This window comes from Pontiella desulfatans (assembly GCF_900890425.1).
GTDB classification, from domain to species: domain Bacteria; phylum Verrucomicrobiota; class Kiritimatiellia; order Kiritimatiellales; family Pontiellaceae; genus Pontiella; species Pontiella desulfatans.
Genome location: NZ_CAAHFG010000001.1, coordinates 3,887,726 through 3,905,726 on the forward strand (window position 1 = coordinate 3,887,726; position 18,001 = coordinate 3,905,726).

An 18,001-nucleotide genomic window follows, 5' to 3' on the forward strand; every position below is an offset into this window, starting at 1 on the left:
TCGCCTGCGGAAATTGGCCGGCCTCGGTGTTTCAATCCGCGCGCCCCGTGTGGGGCGCGACCTTCCATGGCGGCGCCTTTGTTGGGCACCCAGGTTTCAATCCGCGCGCCCCGTGTGGGGCGCGACATGGGCAATCAAGGATGACGTGCATGTGGATGTGTTTCAATCCGCGCGCCCCGTGTGGGGCGCGACCTGCAATGTCGAGTAAAAAATCCGCTCACGCGGGTTTCAATCCGCGCGCCCCGTGTGGGGCGCGACATTGATGGTGGCCGCAATTCTGGCAGGCCAAAAGTTTCAATCCGCGCGCCCCGTGTGGGGCGCGACGTAACGATGACCGCACCCTGCAAAGTTTATGATGTTTCAATCCGCGCGCCCCGTGTGGGGCGCGACACGACGGTATCCGCGTCGATAACTCTTACTAGCGTTTCAATCCGCGCGCCCCGTGTGGGGCGCGACTGGATTGTCACTATTGCCCATTCTGGCAGCACGTTTCAATCCGCGCGCCCCGTGTGGGGCGCGACGATTTGATGACACTCTGCGAGTGGACCCAGGAGGTTTCAATCCGCGCGCCCCGTGTGGGGCGCGACGATTTGGGGGCGAATGGTTCGCCCCCGGAAAGGTTTCAATCCGCGCGCCCCGTGTGGGGCGCGACGTTGCGATATGTGTTCGAGTAATCCTTTTACTCGTTTCAATCCGCGCGCCCCGTGTGGGGCGCGACTTACGTGCCGCGCGTGATTGCGGAGAGCTTTGAGTTTCAATCCGCGCGCCCCGTGTGGGGCGCGACGAGTCGCTCTATAATCCGGATCCCTCGCAGCTTGTTTCAATCCGCGCGCCCCGTGTGGGGCGCGACGCCGACTTTGAAGACCAGGCGCCATCTATTCCTGTTTCAATCCGCGCGCCCCGTGTGGGGCGCGACGCAGATTGCCGCCATCAATGCGGATCAGGAAATGTTTCAATCCGCGCGCCCCGTGTGGGGCGCGACGGAAAAAATGGCCGAACTGGCCGACGACTATCCAGTTTCAATCCGCGCGCCCCGTGTGGGGCGCGACCTGACCGCCGTGGTCGAGGTATCTGCCGCAGCGGTTTCAATCCGCGCGCCCCGTGTGGGGCGCGACGTGTAGTGATGGGTTGGACAAAGGGCGAGGGTTGTTTCAATCCGCGCGCCCCGTGTGGGGCGCGACTCCGGCGGGCAGCAATTGCACATGGCAGGGGATGTTTCAATCCGCGCGCCCCGTGTGGGGCGCGACCCGGCGAGAGGTCGGCGGAAAATGCCGCCATGGGTTTCAATCCGCGCGCCCCGTGTGGGGCGCGACTTTTTTATCGAATACGACCTCGCCATCCATCGGTTTCAATCCGCGCGCCCCGTGTGGGGCGCGACGCCGAAATCCAATAGGCCGCCGAGGCAATCAGCGTTTCAATCCGCGCGCCCCGTGTGGGGCGCGACGGAGCAGGTCGCACTCGGCAACGTTGTGCCGATGTTTCAATCCGCGCGCCCCGTGTGGGGCGCGACAACGCGCACCCGAAGACGCGCCGGCGGTGGCAGTTTCAATCCGCGCGCCCCGTGTGGGGCGCGACGGGACGGGGTTGCCGCGGTGCATCGATCGGCTGTTTCAATCCGCGCGCCCCGTGTGGGGCGCGACCCCATGCCACATAGCGGCAGGCCTTGAGCGCAAGTTTCAATCCGCGCGCCCCGTGTGGGGCGCGACGAAGCTCATGCGTAACGTTCACCCCCATTGCCGGTTTCAATCCGCGCGCCCCGTGTGGGGCGCGACAACATGGCTTTCTGGGTGTTCAGCGCCACGCTGGTTTCAATCCGCGCGCCCCGTGTGGGGCGCGACCACATCGACGTTGCTTTCGAGGTTGCCAGAAACGTTTCAATCCGCGCGCCCCGTGTGGGGCGCGACGAGCCGGCCACATATTCAACCGCCAGCTGCCAGTTTCAATCCGCGCGCCCCGTGTGGGGCGCGACCCGGCGCAACGAACGGGACATCGTCGATCTCCAGGTTTCAATCCGCGCGCCCCGTGTGGGGCGCGACCTACTTCGACTGGGGCATCCTCAAGCAGCCCAAGTTTCAATCCGCGCGCCCCGTGTGGGGCGCGACTTATATCATCCTGCGCTGGCCTGATGAAGTATGAGTTTCAATCCGCGCGCCCCGTGTGGGGCGCGACCGGCGGCGGCGCTGGCCAAGGAGGGCCGGCGGATGTTTCAATCCGCGCGCCCCGTGTGGGGCGCGACATAACAACCTCACGGCCACCAACGCGGTCGACATGTTTCAATCCGCGCGCCCCGTGTGGGGCGCGACCTTCTTCACCGTCGAAGTCGGAGCCTGATCCCTGTTTCAATCCGCGCGCCCCGTGTGGGGCGCGACACGGTGGTATACAAGGGCATGTTGCCGCAAAATGTTTCAATCCGCGCGCCCCGTGTGGGGCGCGACGGTGGTTTTGTAAACCGTTGCGCGGAGGGAGTCGATGCTTTCTTTTGCGCGAACCTCTCGGGTGTTTGCGTGCTATTCAGTTTTCAAAGAACGTCGGCCCTTGCAAGCCGCGTGCTGGGCGGTGTTTGCGTCGGGCGCGAACCTGCCGGGAGCTGGACGGGGGCTGGAGGTTCGCGGAGCAGGTTGAATCCCTGCGATACGTTGCCGCGCCCGCGCTGCGGCGTCGCTACACAATCAGTGTCCCGGTTTCGAGATTGGGGGTGTCTTTTGTGCCGTGGTGCTCGACCTTGGATTCCCAGTTGGCACCGAGGAAGTAGAAACGAAGGGAATCTTCTTCGGGCTTGTAGAGGCGGAGGAGCTCGGCGCGGAGGGTCGTCCATTGGGCGGGGTCGACGAGGCATTCGAAGACGGAGTTCTGGACGCGCTGTCCGTAGTTCAGGCAGGTCTTTGCGATGCGGACCAGGCGTCGCTGCCCGGGTTTGTTGATGGTGGATACGTCGTAGGTTATCAGAACAAGCATGGTGCCCTCCGGACTATTTCTATTTTGAGATCCATTATTTCAAATCCATTTATCGCCAGATAAATGGGGGATAGGCTTCGAGGTCGCCGCGGAGATGGCGGGCGAGGAGTTGGGCCTGGAGATGCGGAAGAAGGCCGACCTTGCATTTTTCTTCGAGGTAGGGATGGGTGATCTCCTCCTGTTTGCGCTTTTGCCAGGTGGCGAGGAGGGTCTTGCGGGCGGAGTCGGTCATGGCGACGGCCCCGCCGGCGGAGTCGTTGAAGTCCTTGGGCTGGATCTGCCGACGATTGATGAGCGAGAGGACGAGCCGGTCGGCGAGGAGGGCGCGGAACTCTTCCATGAGGTCGAGGGCGAGGGACGGGCGGCCGGGGCGCAACGCATGCAAATAACCGACCTGTGGATCGAGGCCGACGCCTTCGAGGGCGGATCGGCAGTCGTGCACGAGCAGGGTGTAGGCGAAGGAGAGCATGGCGTTGACGGGATCGGTGGGCGGGCGCCGGTTGCGGCCGGTGAAGGCGAAGGCCTCTTCATTCACGGTTACAAGCTGGGGGAAGGCGGCGAAGTAGGAGGCGGCGGCTTCGCCTTCGTTGCCGCGCAGCTCATCGATGGGCATGGGGGTTTCCAAGCGGCGGAGATATTGGGTGAGCCGCGATTCGGCCTTTTTCAGTGGATCGTTTTCGCCGTGGTCGCGCAGGGCGCGGCGCAGGACGGCGCGGGCGTTGGCGAGTTTGCCGACGAGCATGTTGCGGGCGATGGCCGCAGTGGCGTCGGGGTCGTCCGCGATTCGGTATTGTCCGCGCCGCAGCAGCACGTTGCCGGAGACGGGCCCCTGGATGCGGGCGAGGAACTTGCCGTATTGGGAGAGGAAGGAGACGGCAACATTACTTTCGGCGCAGTGGTGCATCAGGAACGGACTCATGGAGACGGCGCCGAAACAGACGATGCCGTCGAGCGTGTGGACGGGTACGCGCAGGCGGGTCTCCTTTTCGACGTTGACGACGACAGACTGCCCTTCTTTGTGAAGGTAGGCGTTCTGGGTGGTGACATAGAGGGTGTTAAGGTGTTTCTTCATAGCTCGCTCCGCTCGATTTCAAATTTGAGATCTGAAATTTCAGATAGCGCATCGGCCATGTAGCTAGCTACCGGCCGGTGCTTTTGGGGCATGCAGGTTTCGAGCAACGAGCAGGCGGCGCATTTCTTTTGGTCGAACTCGGCGGGCGGGGTTTTTCCGGATGCCATCAGCGCGTGCAGTGCGTTGGCTGTCGCCACGGTTTCAGCGCGGAGCTCCGGCGAGAATTCCACCGGTTGCCGGCGGCGCGGCTGGCCATAGAAGATGGCCCCCTCTTCAATTTCAATCCCGAGCATCTCCTCCAGACAAAGCGCCTGGGCGCAGAGCTGCACCCAGTCGCAGTGCGTCGGCTTGGGCCGGCCGCGCTTGTGCTCCACGGGAAAAACGCGGAACGTATTTCCCGTGGATTTCAAATCTGAAATTCGAGATCTGAAATGTTGCGGAATTCCATCCCCATGGAATTCCACCACGTCGGCCTTGCCGATCAGGCCGAGTTTCAGCGACCGAAGCAACACGGCATATTCATAGCGAATGCCGTCGCGCGTTTCGTGCTCCGGCCGGTCGACGCGGTCGTGCTGCGCCCGGCCCTCGGCGGTGAAGCGGTTTTCCGTCCATTGCTGTTCCAGATGGATCAGCGCGCACTGGCGCGGGCAGTAGATAAAATGCTGCAACGCCGAGAGCGGCAGCAGGTCGGAGTCGGGAAACATCACTGCTGTCCCCGTTCCCGCTTCATCTGCTTCAATCGTTCTTCGTGCTGCTTCTTCAGCTCTTCCATAAACGCCTCGGCTTTCCCCTTTTGCTGATAGGATGCCTTCGACGTTGAAGTCAGGTGCCGTGTTCCCTTGATGTCCGATTCCTGCAACGAAAACGCCCAGCCTCCGAGCTGGCGCGAAATGCTGCGCGCCAGCGATCTGAGATTTGAAATTTGAGATTTGAGATGGCCAAAGGCCTTAATCCGTTCAATCACATGACAAATGGATCGCACCTCCCCGGCAGAGCCTTTCGCATAATACAGGAATTGAAGCAGCTCCGGCGTGGTTCCCCGCTCGAAGCCCTCCGCAATATTGTTCGGCACCGACAACGCCGCGCGTTGAATCTGGTTTGCGATATCCCCCCGCCCCCGGAACGCCGGATCCTCCGTCGCCTCGAAAACCGCAACCGTCAAATCGACGCCATCGTTCCAAACCGGAACATCCTCGAAGTTCTCGTATTTCATGGTTCGCTCCTTCCGCTTTGCGGGATTTCAAATCTCAGATCTCAAATTTCAACTCACATTGCTGGAGCAGAGGATTCCGCTCCATCAACGTGCCTACAGCATCTCAATCAGCTCCACCCCGTCCGGCGCTGTGCCTAGAATCCATCGATTGGTTCAGGAGTCAAGCCATCGAGTTCATCGAAGTCAAAAGAACCATCAGGCTCAACCTTCAAGCTACCATGAACCTTTGCCGACGAGTATTGACCGCATTTGCTTCCATGTTCCCACCAAAGAACGGTGCGTACCCGCATGCTTCCTTCTGGTCGGGCGGAAGATGCGTCGTTTTCGAAAAGGCGGGGTAGAATTTTTTTAATGATTTCAACATCGTCATCACTGAATTGGGTTTTCTCCGCCAACTGTGGATTCATGCTTCCATATGTCACATAGATGCCTTTATCGACACGATGTTTCATGCCCATTCTGTCTGAAGACATACTGTTTTCATCGCCGCTTTTTTTCGGCGGCTCACTGTTTGTGCTTTTTGTAATTTGTGTGCTGGTAATTCCAACAGGTTCCAAGCTGAACGCCGACTGGATCGTAACCGGCCCGCGAACAGGAATCGAAACACCGTCTGCTCCTTCGCTTTTCCCAAAGGCAAACAACTGACCAAAAGCTCGTACATCAATCCATTTTTTGCAAGCGGCTTCAATTGCCTTGTCTTTATCTGCCCCTTTTTTGAATGTATCTTTCCCTAAGCCATCTTTCGAATCTTCAGCACGAGCTTTCAGGCTTTTGTGCGAGTCCGTCTTGCGATCATCCGATTGGACAAAAACAGCCTGCCCGTCTTTTTCCTCGTCGGACAGATGCATGTATCGTTCGACCAATCGATCCCGGATTTTTCGCTTTAGGCAAACGTCTGTAATTTCCCCCAGTCCTTCGTAATCGGTACGAGGACGGTTCCCGTTGAGGGGATCGCCGTTCGGATTGGCATTCTTCACTTCCATGATAATGGCAAAATCAATTTTCTTTGTTAGTGCTGACATATTTCTATCCTCCGCTGTTAGTTTGCTAATTCAGTTTCCACATCGTTTACTTCCGGTTCATCCGGATTTTTTTCCACCCATTTCCCATGATCGCGCTTGTGCGTTTTAAACCAGGCCCGCTGACAGTGGTAACCCAGCAGGTATTCGCCGGTAAGCCGGGTGTCCTCGGTGTATCCGTTTCCGTTCAGCTTCACATGAATTTCATCCAGCAACTCGTCGTAGCCTTTTCGCAAACCGGGCATTCGGGTCTGAATACGCGACATATAGGGAACCAGCGCTGTTTCAATAGTTCGCCAAGTAGAAAACGGGCGATCCGCAAACCGCTGCATCAACCGGGCCGCGGTGGTGTCGCGGCTTTCCTTGGCCATCCACAGGGCTGTTGATTCGATTCTTTCCGCGACCGCCAATAAACGGCCATACAGGTAATCTTTTGTATTTCTGTCATCTTCCAGTTCCATCTTATAGCTCCTATCCTTGTGAATTCCCTTAAACAGCGAACACGCGATCCCCAGACATTTTTCCCACTCCCAATGCTCCAACCCCGGGCGATTCGAAACCCGCCGCACGGATGACACCATCAAATCACGCGGCAACGGAGCGCCGTCAATAATGCACGGGAACAACCGTTCCACGGTTGAACCCAGCAGCTTGACTCCATTTTTCCCTTCGACTTTTCTACCGAAGGCCGCCCATGCAATTTCCTTCGGTGCCGGAGCACCGATAAAATGGCGGTCTTTGCCGAAATTCTGCGTCCAGGCAAATGAGTGGTGCCACTGCTCAACCCGTCTTAGAAATTCGGAGCCGGTCAGCTCGCGGTAATAGATAATGGCCAAGCGCCCTTTTGAGGCCGAGTCCAGCCCCATGACCACAATGTCTTCGGAGTCGCGGATTCCTGCGGCATAGCCAGCCATCTTTCGCCGCAGTCGCAACGCAAAATTTTGGCCGACATCTGTCGCCAATGGTTTCTCTGAAATATCGGCTTCATCTGGAACACCGAGAAAATCCAGCGAATTGGCCGTAGGATCAGGAATCTCTTTTCCGGAAACTGCCCAAGCAAGAAATGTAAGCCCAAGTTCACTTAGACTTATCCGGTAGCCTTGGCGAGAAATCAGCCACCTTAGAGCATTGTGCGCTTTCTGACTTTCCACATAACCGACTGTGCAACACTGCTTCCCCGCATCATCCTTTGAGTCTGTAAACCGCCCAAGGTATGTGTACCCATCGTTATCATTAGAAGAGATTAATTTTGCACCGTCATCCGGTGCTCGCAAAAATCTGGAGTGTTTCGTGGCTACTCGAACCATTTCACCAGACAACATGCAAAATGACTGTTGAGCATTTGTACTCGCGTCATATCTCTGCCAGGAATTTATCAAGGTCTCATCCTCCCAGGTTCCGCTACACAAATCGTCACTGGACTCGACCCGCCAACGGACAAAAACTTTTTTAGAATCAATTTTTGTCGCGCTCCCCTTCTCTTTTTTTGTTTTCAGTGGAATCAGCCCATGTTTTTCAATATCTGAATAGATTGTTCCGCCTTCCAGATAATTGAATACCGCCGCAACCTTTGGATGAGGAAATGAAGCCAGCCAACCCTCCATCAAGGATTTCATTAGTCCATATCGTTCAGGGTCTCGGTCAGGTAAATCTTTGGCGCAATATCCCAGCTCCTCACAGAGCGGGTGTGGGTCAACATTTCTCGTTCTATTAGCAGACTCCTCTGTGACAGGAATAATGGTTACGGACTCAGACGATGATAATTGGCGAATATTCCGCAACTTTCCTTCATGATTTAAGATGATTTCAACATGGGCAACTTTTGCCATATGTGCAATGGGCCAAGGTTGCTTTTCATCAGGATTCATTTTCTCGATTTCATTGGCGGTCTCGTAAAGTTTCTGCATCCAGCTCATTCGATCACCCCCATTTCTTCCGCTTCCTTCTGGTTCGGTTTTACATTTTGGTTGATGCCGAAGGTTTTCGGAGTCATTGGCCGAACAAACTTGCGCTGGTCCTGCGAGATGGATTCCGGACGCTCAAAGCGAACGATGCCGTTGCGCAATACCGGCCGCCAAAATCGCGCCCACAGCTCATGCTTTCCGGTTTCATCGGGATAATCGAACCCGTGAAACATTAGCCCGTATGCCATTTCATCGAGGCCATCATAGGCTCCGATTCCTTCACCAAATGCGCACGGCTCGACGTAGCCTTGACAATCGCGCGTTCCGAGAAATATGTCCTGCCGTCCACCAGTTTTGAGCACTCGGTTGCAGATAGCGAAATGCTTTCCGTCCACCCAATCCTCTTTCAGATTAGGTTGGTGCTGATTGAATTCAAAATGCGCCCTCACCTGATATTCAACATCGTGAAGGAAGGTGAAGTAGGAAAGCTCCGGAGTTTCATTTTGATACCGATGCAGCTTCGTTCCTTTGCTCTGAGTTCGGACCTGTTTCATCACCCGAACCTCATCCACAATCCAGATCAGCGTCGGCTTCCAGTAAATGGATTTGCACACACCTTTCAACGCTTCATAGGTTGGGACATGATAGGAGCATTTTTCTCCACCCATTTTGGTTAAGGGATCGCTGAAAAGTGCATATTTCCCCCATAATCGGAATTCGATTGTGTTTTTTGCTGTATCATACATATAGGAGTTCCTCCTCGTTAATGGGTTCAAGTGAAACACCGAACCGATTGCTGTAATATTTCTGATCCAAATAAAAAATCTCCGTCTCCTCTTGAATCCGGAAGATGGCCTGCTCTTCCTGTAGCTTCCGGAATTCATGCGGAAATAGGTTTACTGAAAACTGCTGGGCTTTGCGTAAGAGCGGAAACTGTTTTTCGACATCAAAGGCCCCGCATAACTCGCCAATCAAATCCTTTCCTTCTTTTCCAAACGGCACGATGACGCTTTGGGTGGGTGCATCGATGGATTTGAAAAGCCGTCCGGCTTCCTTGAAGGATTGTCGAAGGTAAATGGAGGGAGACTCCCTGTGCACACGCTGATATTCAGAAACCGCTAGCGGATTAGTGGATAGCAGATTCAAAAGATTGTCTTTTTGCCCCGAGTTCCCCAACGAAACCGGATAAACCATATCGGCGGATCGATCATAAAAATAGTTTTGGTAATACCACTCCAACAAAGGCGGACCGATCCGATCATTGCCATACTTCGCAGGATCTTCGGCATAATCATCCAGCACAGTGTTTGCCTTGTCCCTGCCCACCGCAATATCCTTCAGACAATCAATATTTTCCTCAGCAGGATTCACCACAAAAACGCGCCCCTCCGCTCGAGCTCCATGCCGATTGCAGCGCCCAGCAGCTTGGGCGATTGAATCCAGCCCCGCCAGATAGCGAATGACCGATGCGAAATCAATATCCACTCCAGCCTCAATCAATTGGGTGCTGACACACGCGACCGGCGCTTTATCCAATCGACTTTTGACTTTATCTAAAACTTCTCTGCGATGAGCCGGGCACATTCCGGTACTCAAATGGAAGCAGGATTCCCCCAGCGACTCCGACAGCTTACCATACAATTCACGGGCGGATTTTTTTGTATTCACCACCACCAGACAGCTCCCTGACTCCGTCACTTCATTGACAGTCAGTTCAGCAATTTCATCCACGGCCCAGCCTTTTGGTTTTCGCTCATCCCGCACCTCTACCCGTTTTAACTGATCAAACAACTGCTGCACATCCGGCATCATTTCATTCTCAGATGACAACGCTAATGCTCCTTTCAGACGATCGATGTGCTGATCTCCCAACAGAGGCTGTGTGGCCGTGCAAAGAACCACGCTACTGCCGCAGGACTGAACGAGAAAATTCACTGAATTACAGAACATGTGCACGCACCGAATCGGAAGCGTCTGGATTTCATCAAAAACAATGACGGAACGTGCCAACTGATGCATGCGCCGGGCCCCACGCGTTCCCCCTCCGAACAATGCTTCCAGAAACTGAACCATGGTGGTGTAAACAATCGGAGCGTCCCAATTGTCACAAAGCAGCTTTTCCTTCCAGCTCTGCCGCTCGGCCCCGACATTTGAATGATGCTCCAAAACTATACGCCCGGAATCTCCTTCATCTACTTCAAGGATCTTACGCACTTCACACGCATTTTGATCGATGATTGATGTGAATGGGATCACATAGATAATCCGATCCATTTCATGCTCTTGTGCGTGATGCAGAGCAAAGCGCAAACTGGCCAGCGTTTTTCCTCCTCCGGTCGGAACGGTTAACGAGAACAATCCGGTATCCCTTCCGGCTGATTCCAGACAATGCCGAGAGACATTGGAACGAATCCAGTTCACACTTCCAACATCCGGTATACCGAATCGTTTCAGATGTTGCTCCAAACGCTCAATCAAAACATTCCAACCAACATAACTGCCATTTTGTCGAAATTGAGCGGCATGAACTTTCTCTGAATCAGCCGTATCCTGACGGTCAGCATCAATTAAACAGCTAAAAAGGAAACGAACCAGAAGTCCGAGTTGGAAATGAAAGACAGTGGAATCCTGACGTTTTTCCGGAATGTGGGCATATATTTTTTTTACGGTCTGCTGAAACGACTGCAGCAATCCTTCCTTTTCCAAAAACTTAGAAACCTCCGCTCTAACCTCAGAACGATCCATTACTTCTGTGCGATGGGTTTTGTTGTCGGGTTTATTTATTCGACCTGTAAAGGAATCCTTAATTCCATCGTCTCCACTGGAAAGACAATCAATGAGTCCAGAATGATGTGAAACAAGGCAGAGCGCCAATATTTGAGCAAAAAGTTGATGGGAATTATCCAGAGCACACCGATTCCATAGTATTTGAGCCCCTGCCGTGGAATGGTCAATTGTACCCCTCAACTGACCCGCATCGACATATTCCTCATCAACGTCCTGATTGAGCAATCCAATAGCAGACCGAATATAAACTTGAAAATCAGAACTGTATTTTCCGGTATCATGAAGCAAACCAAGCAACGTCCCCAAGTCAGTCAGTCCAATTTTTTCAGCATTTCGTCCCGACAATTCTGCAACTTGCCGGAGATGATCCTGCAAGCTTTGATTTTGATGCGCTAAATACATGGCATGCCTCTGCAAATTGAATCCCTTAAAAATATGCCCCCCCAATCTGTTGGTTTAGTGAACATCCGCTGGAAATCCGGTTCTTCTCGGAAGTGCGTCTCAAAGATCCCAGCGAATCGGGCGGCGCGGGTGGCGACGTTTCCCAAATGCTGCCCGAGCGGCTGCCAGTCTTTGGGCTCCGCTCCCTCTTTGCTGTGGGCATAGTATTCCATGGCACCCCAAAATCATCGTCGATTGCAAAACATGGCCACTGACCTCAATGGCCCGACTAGCACGCGCAAAAACACGTAATGGATTATAGGTGTTTAGATGGGGACAGCAAGGGATTCGTTTCTTTTTTTATCTGAAAATAAAGATATATGGATGTGAAGGTTCGTGGAACCAGGGGGATACTTTACCCCCCTATTCCTCCGGCGGCGCCACGGGGCGGCCGGTTCCGGGGAGGGCCATGAGGAAATCGTTGCGGTACCAGGCGCCGAGCTGCGCCCCGTTGCGGTGGAGGGTGCATTTGACGTATAGCGCGCGGAAGCGGGGATCGTCGTGCAGGCCGTTGAGGACGAGGGCATCGAATTCGGCGGAATCGCCGCAGAGCAGGATGTCGGGCTGCCAGCGGTAGAACACGCCCCGGTTGAAGCCGGTATGGTTTTTATATGCGGCACGTTCGCCGGGCGCGTGCGCCATGAGGGTGGAGTTGAGGCCCATCAGATCATGCACATGGCCGGGATAGGTTAGCTTGTTGCCTCCGGCGGTGATGGTGGCGACGGTTGGCCAGGCATCCAGGTCGCCGAACATTCGCACGAGGGCCGTGCCGTTGGCGCGTCCTTCGCGGGCAATCAGGAACTCGTGCTTGAGGTTGGCGGTTAGCGGGAACAGGACCCATCCCGAAACGAGGACCAGAATGAGGAAAATTTTCACGAGCCCGGGCCGCACGGCTTGGATCGGCGCGGGCCATTCGAGCGCGGCGACCAGGCACAGCAGCGGCCAGAGCGGCTGATAGAAGCGGAACGCACCAAAGTGGTCGCCGCCAACCAGCACCGGGATCGCGATGCCGGGGAGGAGGTATAGGACGAGCCAGAAGGAGAGTCCGCGCCCGGCCGGCCTTCGGCGGAATAGCGCATAGGCGGCGGTCGCCGCGAGCAGGGCCACGGCCGGGCTGCCCACCAGATAGTTCCGGAGATAGACCAGCCCGTTCCACAGGTTGGAAAACAGCCCCGGCGATACCTTGGCGTAGTAGGTGTTGGGAACGGGATAGCCGAAATACCAGAGGCGGAAGCCCACCAACCCCGCCAAAGCCAAACCAAAGGCCGCTGCCGGAAAGAGAACCATCCTCAACCGCTCCCCCTTCCCGGCCCGGGCGAAGAGCAAGAGCAGGGCCCAGGCCCCCCAGAGCATCGACTCGGGCCGGGTGACCACCAGCAGGGGCAGCAACACCAGGGCGGCCATCCGCCGCCCTTCGGCAACGGCCAAACCCAGCAGCGTGATCAATAGGCACCACAACCCGGTCTCCATCAAGGTCAGCTGGCACCAGGCAAACCAGGCCGGGGCCGCGGCCAGCAGCACGAGGAACAGGCCGGGGCGTTCAACCCGGCGCAGGCAGGCGCCAACGGCGAAGCCCCCCAGCAACACGTTCACAACGAGCAACAACGGTTCCGATGCCCGGAGCCCGGAACAGACCAGCGTCCATAGCAACGAGGTGAAGCCTTCGACCGCCTCGCCGCCCACGTTGTAGACAAACCCATGCCCGGCGGCAACGTTGCGGGCATAAACAAAAAAGATGTCGGCGTCGTCGATCCCCGGGGCCGGAAACCCAAGCCATATCCAAGCGAGCGCGCAGCCGAGGGCAACGGCCCCTAGGCCAGCGAGGTTGGTTCGGTTCGATTCGGGTATGTTCATCGGGAAAATGTAGCGCGTTGCATGGCGCATTCCAAGGTTTGGAACCCGCGAGCGAAAGGTTTCCGACTGACAGTCCAGCGTCGCTGGCCCCATTTCACACCTTTAAAGGTGTGAAATGGCAAGGAGTGGAATGGGCGGGAGCAAGGCATCGTTGCCATGGCTTTGTTGCCCCGAAAGATTGGAACCGGCTTCCCCTTGTGATACAAACGTCGGCTTTCTAACGGGACTGGAATATTGTTTTGAAAAACCATTTAGTATTTTTACTCTCAATCGCATTGGTTGCCGCACTGGCCGGTTGCAGTGCGGAAAAACCTTCCGACACATCCGATCCCAAGGCCTCGGCCAAGTGGATCGCCTATTGCCAAAAGAAGGCCGGCAAAGCCAAAATCCCCCAGGAACGCTCGCATTGGCTGCAGGAAGCCTACGAGCATGCCCAGGCCATGGGTGATCCCCTTCCGGGCGACGTGGCGAAGATCCCCGACCTGACCTGTTCGATTTCGGTGATGACCGAAGATCTCGGCACGTTCAAATGGTCGGTTGCCCAGGGCGCCCAGCCCGGGACGCACTACAACGAGCTGGTGGAAATATGGGATAACGGGGCCGAGTGGCGGGACATCACCCTGGATAGGCATGCCAAGGCCCTACCGGTTTTCATGGATCGGGCGATCGACAAATATGACACCCGCTTCTTCACCCAGCATGCCGAGGCCTTCACCGCGACCGGTTTCAAGGTGCATAGCCCGCTCGAAAAAAATGCGTTCAACGTCAAGTATTGCCGGTTTGTCGCCGACCAGATCGACGACGCCCTCCAGCAAAACGATGCCGGCAAGATCGAATTCCTGCTCGATCAAATGCCGCGCCGCACAAGCGTGGCGGTGATCGACCGCCAAACCGAAGCCTACCTGCGCGACGCGGGCGACTTTGTCTACGGCCAACAGACCAACGAAACGCTCGCCTGCAAGCTGGTTGCCCTGGGCTACGACTGCAACAAGATCGATCTGGCCGCCCTCCCCTTCGGCCCGGCCTTCACCGAGGCCTTGCGGGCAGACCCGGCGTATGCCGTGCGCGCCCTGCATCTTGACGAGTGGATGGGCCCGATGTCGAAAACCGAAGCGGAATTGCTGCTGACGTTGCCGACGGACGCCTGGGATGCATTGCACAAACTACACATCGAAGAGGCCATCGAGCGTTGCCTGGAAATCGGCGAATCCGAAGCGGCGTTGCAGTTTGTTGAACTCCGCTCGGCAAGGAACCCCCTGAACCAGGGCGCCTACACCGAGTTGCTGAACCTGGCGTTGCAATATGGCGACAAGCCCATGATCGACTTTGTCTTCAAGAACAGCGGAGAAGTCAACATCTACAACATCGACATCGGCAAGCTGGCCAACAACCAGGAACTCTTTGAGACCTTTGCTCCGAAAATCCTCGCCAACATCTACCAAACCATGGATGTCCACCCGCGCAAGGACGGAACCACCCTGGGGCGGATCAAGCAGGCCTTCGCCAGCAAGAACGAAAAGGCAGGGCTCTTCCTCGTGCAGAAATACAACCTGTCGAAAGCCTGGGTCGGGGTCACCGAAGGGCAAACACTGCTGATGGATGTTTGCGAGGCGGGCAACCTGGAGGCGGCCCGCTATCTGATTGAACAGCGAGGCGAAGAGATCCACGCCACCACCGGCTACAGTGAACTGCAGATCACCATCTTCGGCAGCTCCCGCCCCACCGAGGGCAAGCTTACCCCGATCTTCTTCGCCGCCAAAGGCGGCAACAGCCAGCTCATTAAATACCTTCGCTCGCGGGGGGCGGACATCAACGCCCGTTCCAACTTCGGAACCACGCCGCTCATGCATGCCGTGAGCGCCAACCACTTCGATGCCGCCAAGACCCTGATCGCGCTCAAGGCGCACGTGAACGCCCAGATGAATCCCAGCATCAACCAGATCGACCTGCGCGAAATCGGCAACTACGACGAGATCGCCACCGCCTACCGCCGCGCCAAGACCAACGGCAACCAAGCCATTCTCGATGTCCTCATCGAGGCCGGCGCCCGGCCTTAGCTTGGAGGGACGGGTTCCACCCCGTCCGCCATCCGATCATGATCGGGCAAGGTGGAACTTGCCCCTCCACCCACTACGGGGCGGCGACGCCGAGGAAGTCGTAGGAGAGGCGGGTCTGGAAGGCGGGGATGCGGGCGAGGACATTCTGGAGGTTGTCGCGCTCGACATCGGTCAGCGTGGAAATATCGAGATCGTCGATGTTGGTGCTGAGGGCGGCGTGGGCGGCGATCTGGTTGAAGAAGCGCAGTTGCCAGAGATAGTCGAAGACAAAGACCATCTCCCGATAGGTGTCTTCGGGAATGGCACCGGCCTCGAACAAGGCCTGCAGCCGCTCCAGCGTTCCCGGGGCCAGGACATTGTGCCGGAGGGCATAGATGCGGGCGAAGGTTTCGATGGGCTTGAGGCACTCCTTGACGTCGATGTTTTTTTCGGACCCCTTGCGTTCGGTGCGGATGCGGCCAAGCAGGCCGAGCGGCGCCTTGTAGCCCAGGCAGTTCTTGGCGAAGTGGATATAGAACTCCGGATTCCGCTGGGTGAGCTCCTGCACATGCCCGCGCAATTCGCGCATGAGCGGCTCATCGCCGTAGGCGCAGCGGACGTCGAAAAAGATATTGACCTCCAGGATGGTCTGCGGCGTGGCCTTGAGGATCCATTTGCCGAACTGCCGTTTCCATTCGGACAGCGACAAGCACCACTTGGGGTTGGCGGCCATGATGCCGCCGGAGCAATAGGGATAGCCGGCCTGCCGCAGCTTGCCGCAGACATCGTCGGCCAATGCCAGGAAAGCGCGGCGGGTTTCGGGCAGGATGTCCGGATCAACATCGGCGAAAACGAGTCCGTTGTCCTGATCGGAAAACATGGTCATCTCATTGCGTGCGTTGCTGCCGAGGGAGAGGAAGGCGAAGGGCACGGGCGGAGAGCCGTTTTCCTGGAGCGACTGGACGATGAAGCGATGGATGGCGGCATCGTATGAAGAGCCGACGGTTTCGCGCAGGATGCCGGGCTTGACGCCTTGGTCGGACATGGCGCGCACGAGTTCGGGCACCTCCTTGAGTGCCTGGACGACCTGTCCGGCGGTCTTGGCCTCTTCGATTTTTTTCCGGATTTCGGGCAACGGCAGTTCGGGGGTGTCGTCGCTTCCATAGAATGCCTGCAGCGTATGCTGCTGCCCGCGCCGGATTTCGGTGAAGGAGATGACATGGCCGTTTTTCTCGGAGAAAAAGATGCGCGAGGTGGAGACGAGGACGTCGAGGGCGTCGCCGGCCTTGGTGAGGATGCGCGCCTCGAATTCGGCCGACGAGGTTGTATGGGCGTAGAGTTCCTGGAGGTGCTGCGCGGCAAAAGCGTTGATCTCGTTGCCGGGTTCGAGCAGTTCCCAGATTTTACGGCCGGCCAGCTCGGCATCGTTGTAGCCGGTCATGCGGCGCAGGGTGTGGTTGGAATAGACCGTCTCGCCGCCGACTTCGAGCACATAGCCTTCGTTGGAGCCTTCGACCAGCGCGCGGTAGCGGTCCTTCGCCTCGCGCAAACCGGTTTCGGCGCGCTTGCGGTCGATCTCGATGCGGCGGCTCTGGTAGAGCACGTTGCTCATTAGCGCGAGCATGGCCACGGCAATGACGCCGTCGGCAATGAGCAGGTTCCGGGAGAGGCGTGCGATCTCATCCTCGACATCGTGGATATAGATGCCGGTTCCGATCACCCAACCCCATTCCGGGATACCGCGGACGAACGAGAGCTTGGGTTCGGCGCGCGAGGGATCGTCCATCCATTGCCAGAGGTATTCGAGATAGCCCTCGTTGTCGGCCTTGACGAGTTCGACGGATTCGGCGAAGAGCTTTTTGCCGCTCTTGTTTTCGCTGTCGGAATAGTCCGCCAAATCGTGGCCGACCAGCTCCGGGCGGTAGGGATGCATCACCATTCGCGGCTGCATGTCGGTGATCCAGAAATAGTCCTTGTTTCCGATGCCGTAGCGCATTTCGGAAACCTCGGCGGCGGCCTGCGCTTGCGCCTCGCTGCGGGTGAGCTCGCCGGACTGCTCCTGGTGGAGGTAGAATTCGACGGCGTTGGCGGCGATGGAGGTGAGCTCCTTGATCATGCCCTTCTTCTGCTTCATCATGCTATTGCGGAAGACCGGCACGATGATGGTGAAGGCGGAGGAGCCGAACAGGATGGCCGCAATCACGGTCGGCCAGACAATGCGCCAGTAGAACCCGGCGGAGAGCAACTTTTGCTTTTTCCCGTAGCCGGGATAGGCACTGCCTTTGAAATATTCCGAAAGCTCGGCCTCGCTCAGGATTTTTTCCAGCTCCCGCTCGTCGGACTCGTGGTATTTTTCGGTGAACATGCCGCTCTCGAAATCTTCCTGCAGCGGGATGAATCCGTCGTAGTCGTCGCGCAGGTGGCTCTCGAAAACGGCCTTGATCTGCTCGCGGGTATATTTGCTTTCGAACTCGCGATAGGCATCCTCCAGCGCCTCGGCGCAATGGCGGTATTTGCGGTGGTTGTATGGATCGAACCCGCGCCGGCTTCCGGTGCGCAGGAAATGGTTGAAGCTTTCGGCATCGAAAAAACCATCGATCCACTTGTGGATGTCCTCGGCACGGACGCCCACCAGTTGCTCGGATCGATCGGCATGGCTTGAAATCTTCATTGGATAAAAAACCCTACCCGATCCCGTAGAATTTTCCAATCATTGGAAA

The 18,001-nt window shown here is 56.8% G+C and carries 11 protein-coding genes and 1 CRISPR repeat array (1 of these 12 only partly in view); of the genes, 1 reads left to right on the forward strand and 10 read right to left on the reverse strand.

Features of this window, described 5'->3' with window-relative positions:
- A CRISPR array of direct repeats spans window positions 1-2,435; the repeat unit is 33 nt; unit sequence GTTTCAATCCGCGCGCCCCGTGTGGGGCGCGAC (it extends 634 nt beyond the left edge of the window).
- 226 nt (window positions 2,436-2,661) lie between these two features.
- The 9 genes from cas2 to E9954_RS13685 all read right to left on the reverse strand — a co-directional run bounded on the left by cas2 (window position 2,662) and on the right by E9954_RS13685 (window position 13,338).
- The gene (cas2, locus tag E9954_RS13645; protein WP_136079703.1) at window positions 2,662-2,955 is read right to left on the reverse strand and encodes a CRISPR-associated endonuclease Cas2; all 294 of its coding nucleotides are present in this window, start codon (window positions 2,953-2,955) and stop codon (window positions 2,662-2,664) included.
- Window positions 2,956-3,004: 49 nt separating this feature from the next.
- Window positions 3,005-4,027 carry a type I-C CRISPR-associated endonuclease Cas1c gene (gene cas1c / locus E9954_RS13650; protein WP_136079704.1) on the reverse strand — a complete coding sequence of 341 codons (1,023 nt, stop codon included), beginning with the start codon at window positions 4,025-4,027 and terminating at the stop codon, window positions 3,005-3,007.
- A complete protein-coding gene (cas4, locus tag E9954_RS13655; RefSeq protein WP_136080242.1) occupies window positions 4,024-4,731 on the reverse strand; it encodes a CRISPR-associated protein Cas4 in 708 nt (235 codons plus the stop codon). Before cas4 ends, cas1c begins: the two co-directional genes overlap by 4 nt.
- Window positions 4,731-5,240 (reverse strand): four helix bundle protein, encoded by a 510-nt coding sequence (locus E9954_RS13660; protein ID WP_136079705.1) that lies wholly within the window; start codon window positions 5,238-5,240, stop codon window positions 4,731-4,733. The genes cas4 and E9954_RS13660 overlap by 1 nt, the downstream gene beginning before the upstream one ends.
- A gap of 134 nt (window positions 5,241-5,374) precedes the next feature.
- Complete coding sequence (cas7c, locus tag E9954_RS13665) at window positions 5,375-6,262, reverse strand: type I-C CRISPR-associated protein Cas7/Csd2 (protein ID WP_136079706.1); 888 nt, start codon at window positions 6,260-6,262, stop codon at window positions 5,375-5,377.
- 17 nt (window positions 6,263-6,279) lie between these two features.
- Window positions 6,280-8,175, reverse strand: a complete 1,896-nt coding sequence (cas8c, locus tag E9954_RS13670; protein ID WP_136079707.1) for a type I-C CRISPR-associated protein Cas8c/Csd1 — start codon at window positions 8,173-8,175, stop codon at window positions 6,280-6,282.
- Window positions 8,172-8,909 (reverse strand): type I-C CRISPR-associated protein Cas5c, encoded by a 738-nt coding sequence (cas5c, locus tag E9954_RS13675; RefSeq protein ID WP_136079708.1) that lies wholly within the window; start codon window positions 8,907-8,909, stop codon window positions 8,172-8,174. The genes cas8c and cas5c overlap by 4 nt, the downstream gene beginning before the upstream one ends.
- Window positions 8,902-11,352 carry a CRISPR-associated helicase Cas3' gene (cas3, locus tag E9954_RS13680; RefSeq protein ID WP_136079709.1) on the reverse strand — a complete coding sequence of 817 codons (2,451 nt, stop codon included), beginning with the start codon at window positions 11,350-11,352 and terminating at the stop codon, window positions 8,902-8,904. Before cas3 ends, cas5c begins: the two co-directional genes overlap by 8 nt.
- Before the next feature lie 402 nt (window positions 11,353-11,754).
- Window positions 11,755-13,338 carry a hypothetical protein gene (locus E9954_RS13685; protein WP_136079710.1) on the reverse strand — a complete coding sequence of 528 codons (1,584 nt, stop codon included), beginning with the start codon at window positions 13,336-13,338 and terminating at the stop codon, window positions 11,755-11,757.
- Between the two features lie 146 nt (window positions 13,339-13,484).
- Here E9954_RS13685 and E9954_RS13690 point away from each other — a divergent pair, with 146 nt between their 5' ends.
- Window positions 13,485-15,302: an ankyrin repeat domain-containing protein gene (locus E9954_RS13690; RefSeq protein WP_136079711.1), complete on the forward strand. Its 1,818-nt coding sequence runs from the start codon at window positions 13,485-13,487 to the stop codon at window positions 15,300-15,302.
- Between the two features lie 73 nt (window positions 15,303-15,375).
- Here the strand turns inward: E9954_RS13690 and E9954_RS13695 are convergent, their stop codons facing one another.
- Window positions 15,376-17,952 (reverse strand): DUF294 nucleotidyltransferase-like domain-containing protein, encoded by a 2,577-nt coding sequence (locus tag E9954_RS13695; RefSeq protein ID WP_136079712.1) that lies wholly within the window; start codon window positions 17,950-17,952, stop codon window positions 15,376-15,378.
- Window positions 17,953-18,001 lie beyond the last annotated feature (49 nt).

Coding starts and splice junctions, on each gene's coding strand:
- cas4 (WP_136080242.1), bottom strand. CDS start 4,731: ATGTTTCCCGACTCCGACCTGCTGCCGCTCTCGGCGTTGCAGCATTTT.
- cas5c (WP_136079708.1), bottom strand. CDS start 8,909: ATGTATGATACAGCAAAAAACACAATCGAATTCCGATTATGGGGGAAA.
- E9954_RS13695 (WP_136079712.1), bottom strand. CDS start 17,952: ATGAAGATTTCAAGCCATGCCGATCGATCCGAGCAACTGGTGGGCGTC.
- cas2 (WP_136079703.1), bottom strand. CDS start 2,955: ATGCTTGTTCTGATAACCTACGACGTATCCACCATCAACAAACCCGGG.
- cas3 (WP_136079709.1), bottom strand. CDS start 11,352: ATGTATTTAGCGCATCAAAATCAAAGCTTGCAGGATCATCTCCGGCAA.
- E9954_RS13660 (WP_136079705.1), bottom strand. CDS start 5,240: ATGAAATACGAGAACTTCGAGGATGTTCCGGTTTGGAACGATGGCGTC.
- cas1c (WP_136079704.1), bottom strand. CDS start 4,027: ATGAAGAAACACCTTAACACCCTCTATGTCACCACCCAGAACGCCTAC.
- E9954_RS13685 (WP_136079710.1), bottom strand. CDS start 13,338: ATGGGGCCAGCGACGCTGGACTGTCAGTCGGAAACCTTTCGCTCGCGG.
- cas8c (WP_136079707.1), bottom strand. CDS start 8,175: ATGAGCTGGATGCAGAAACTTTACGAGACCGCCAATGAAATCGAGAAA.
- cas7c (WP_136079706.1), bottom strand. CDS start 6,262: ATGTCAGCACTAACAAAGAAAATTGATTTTGCCATTATCATGGAAGTG.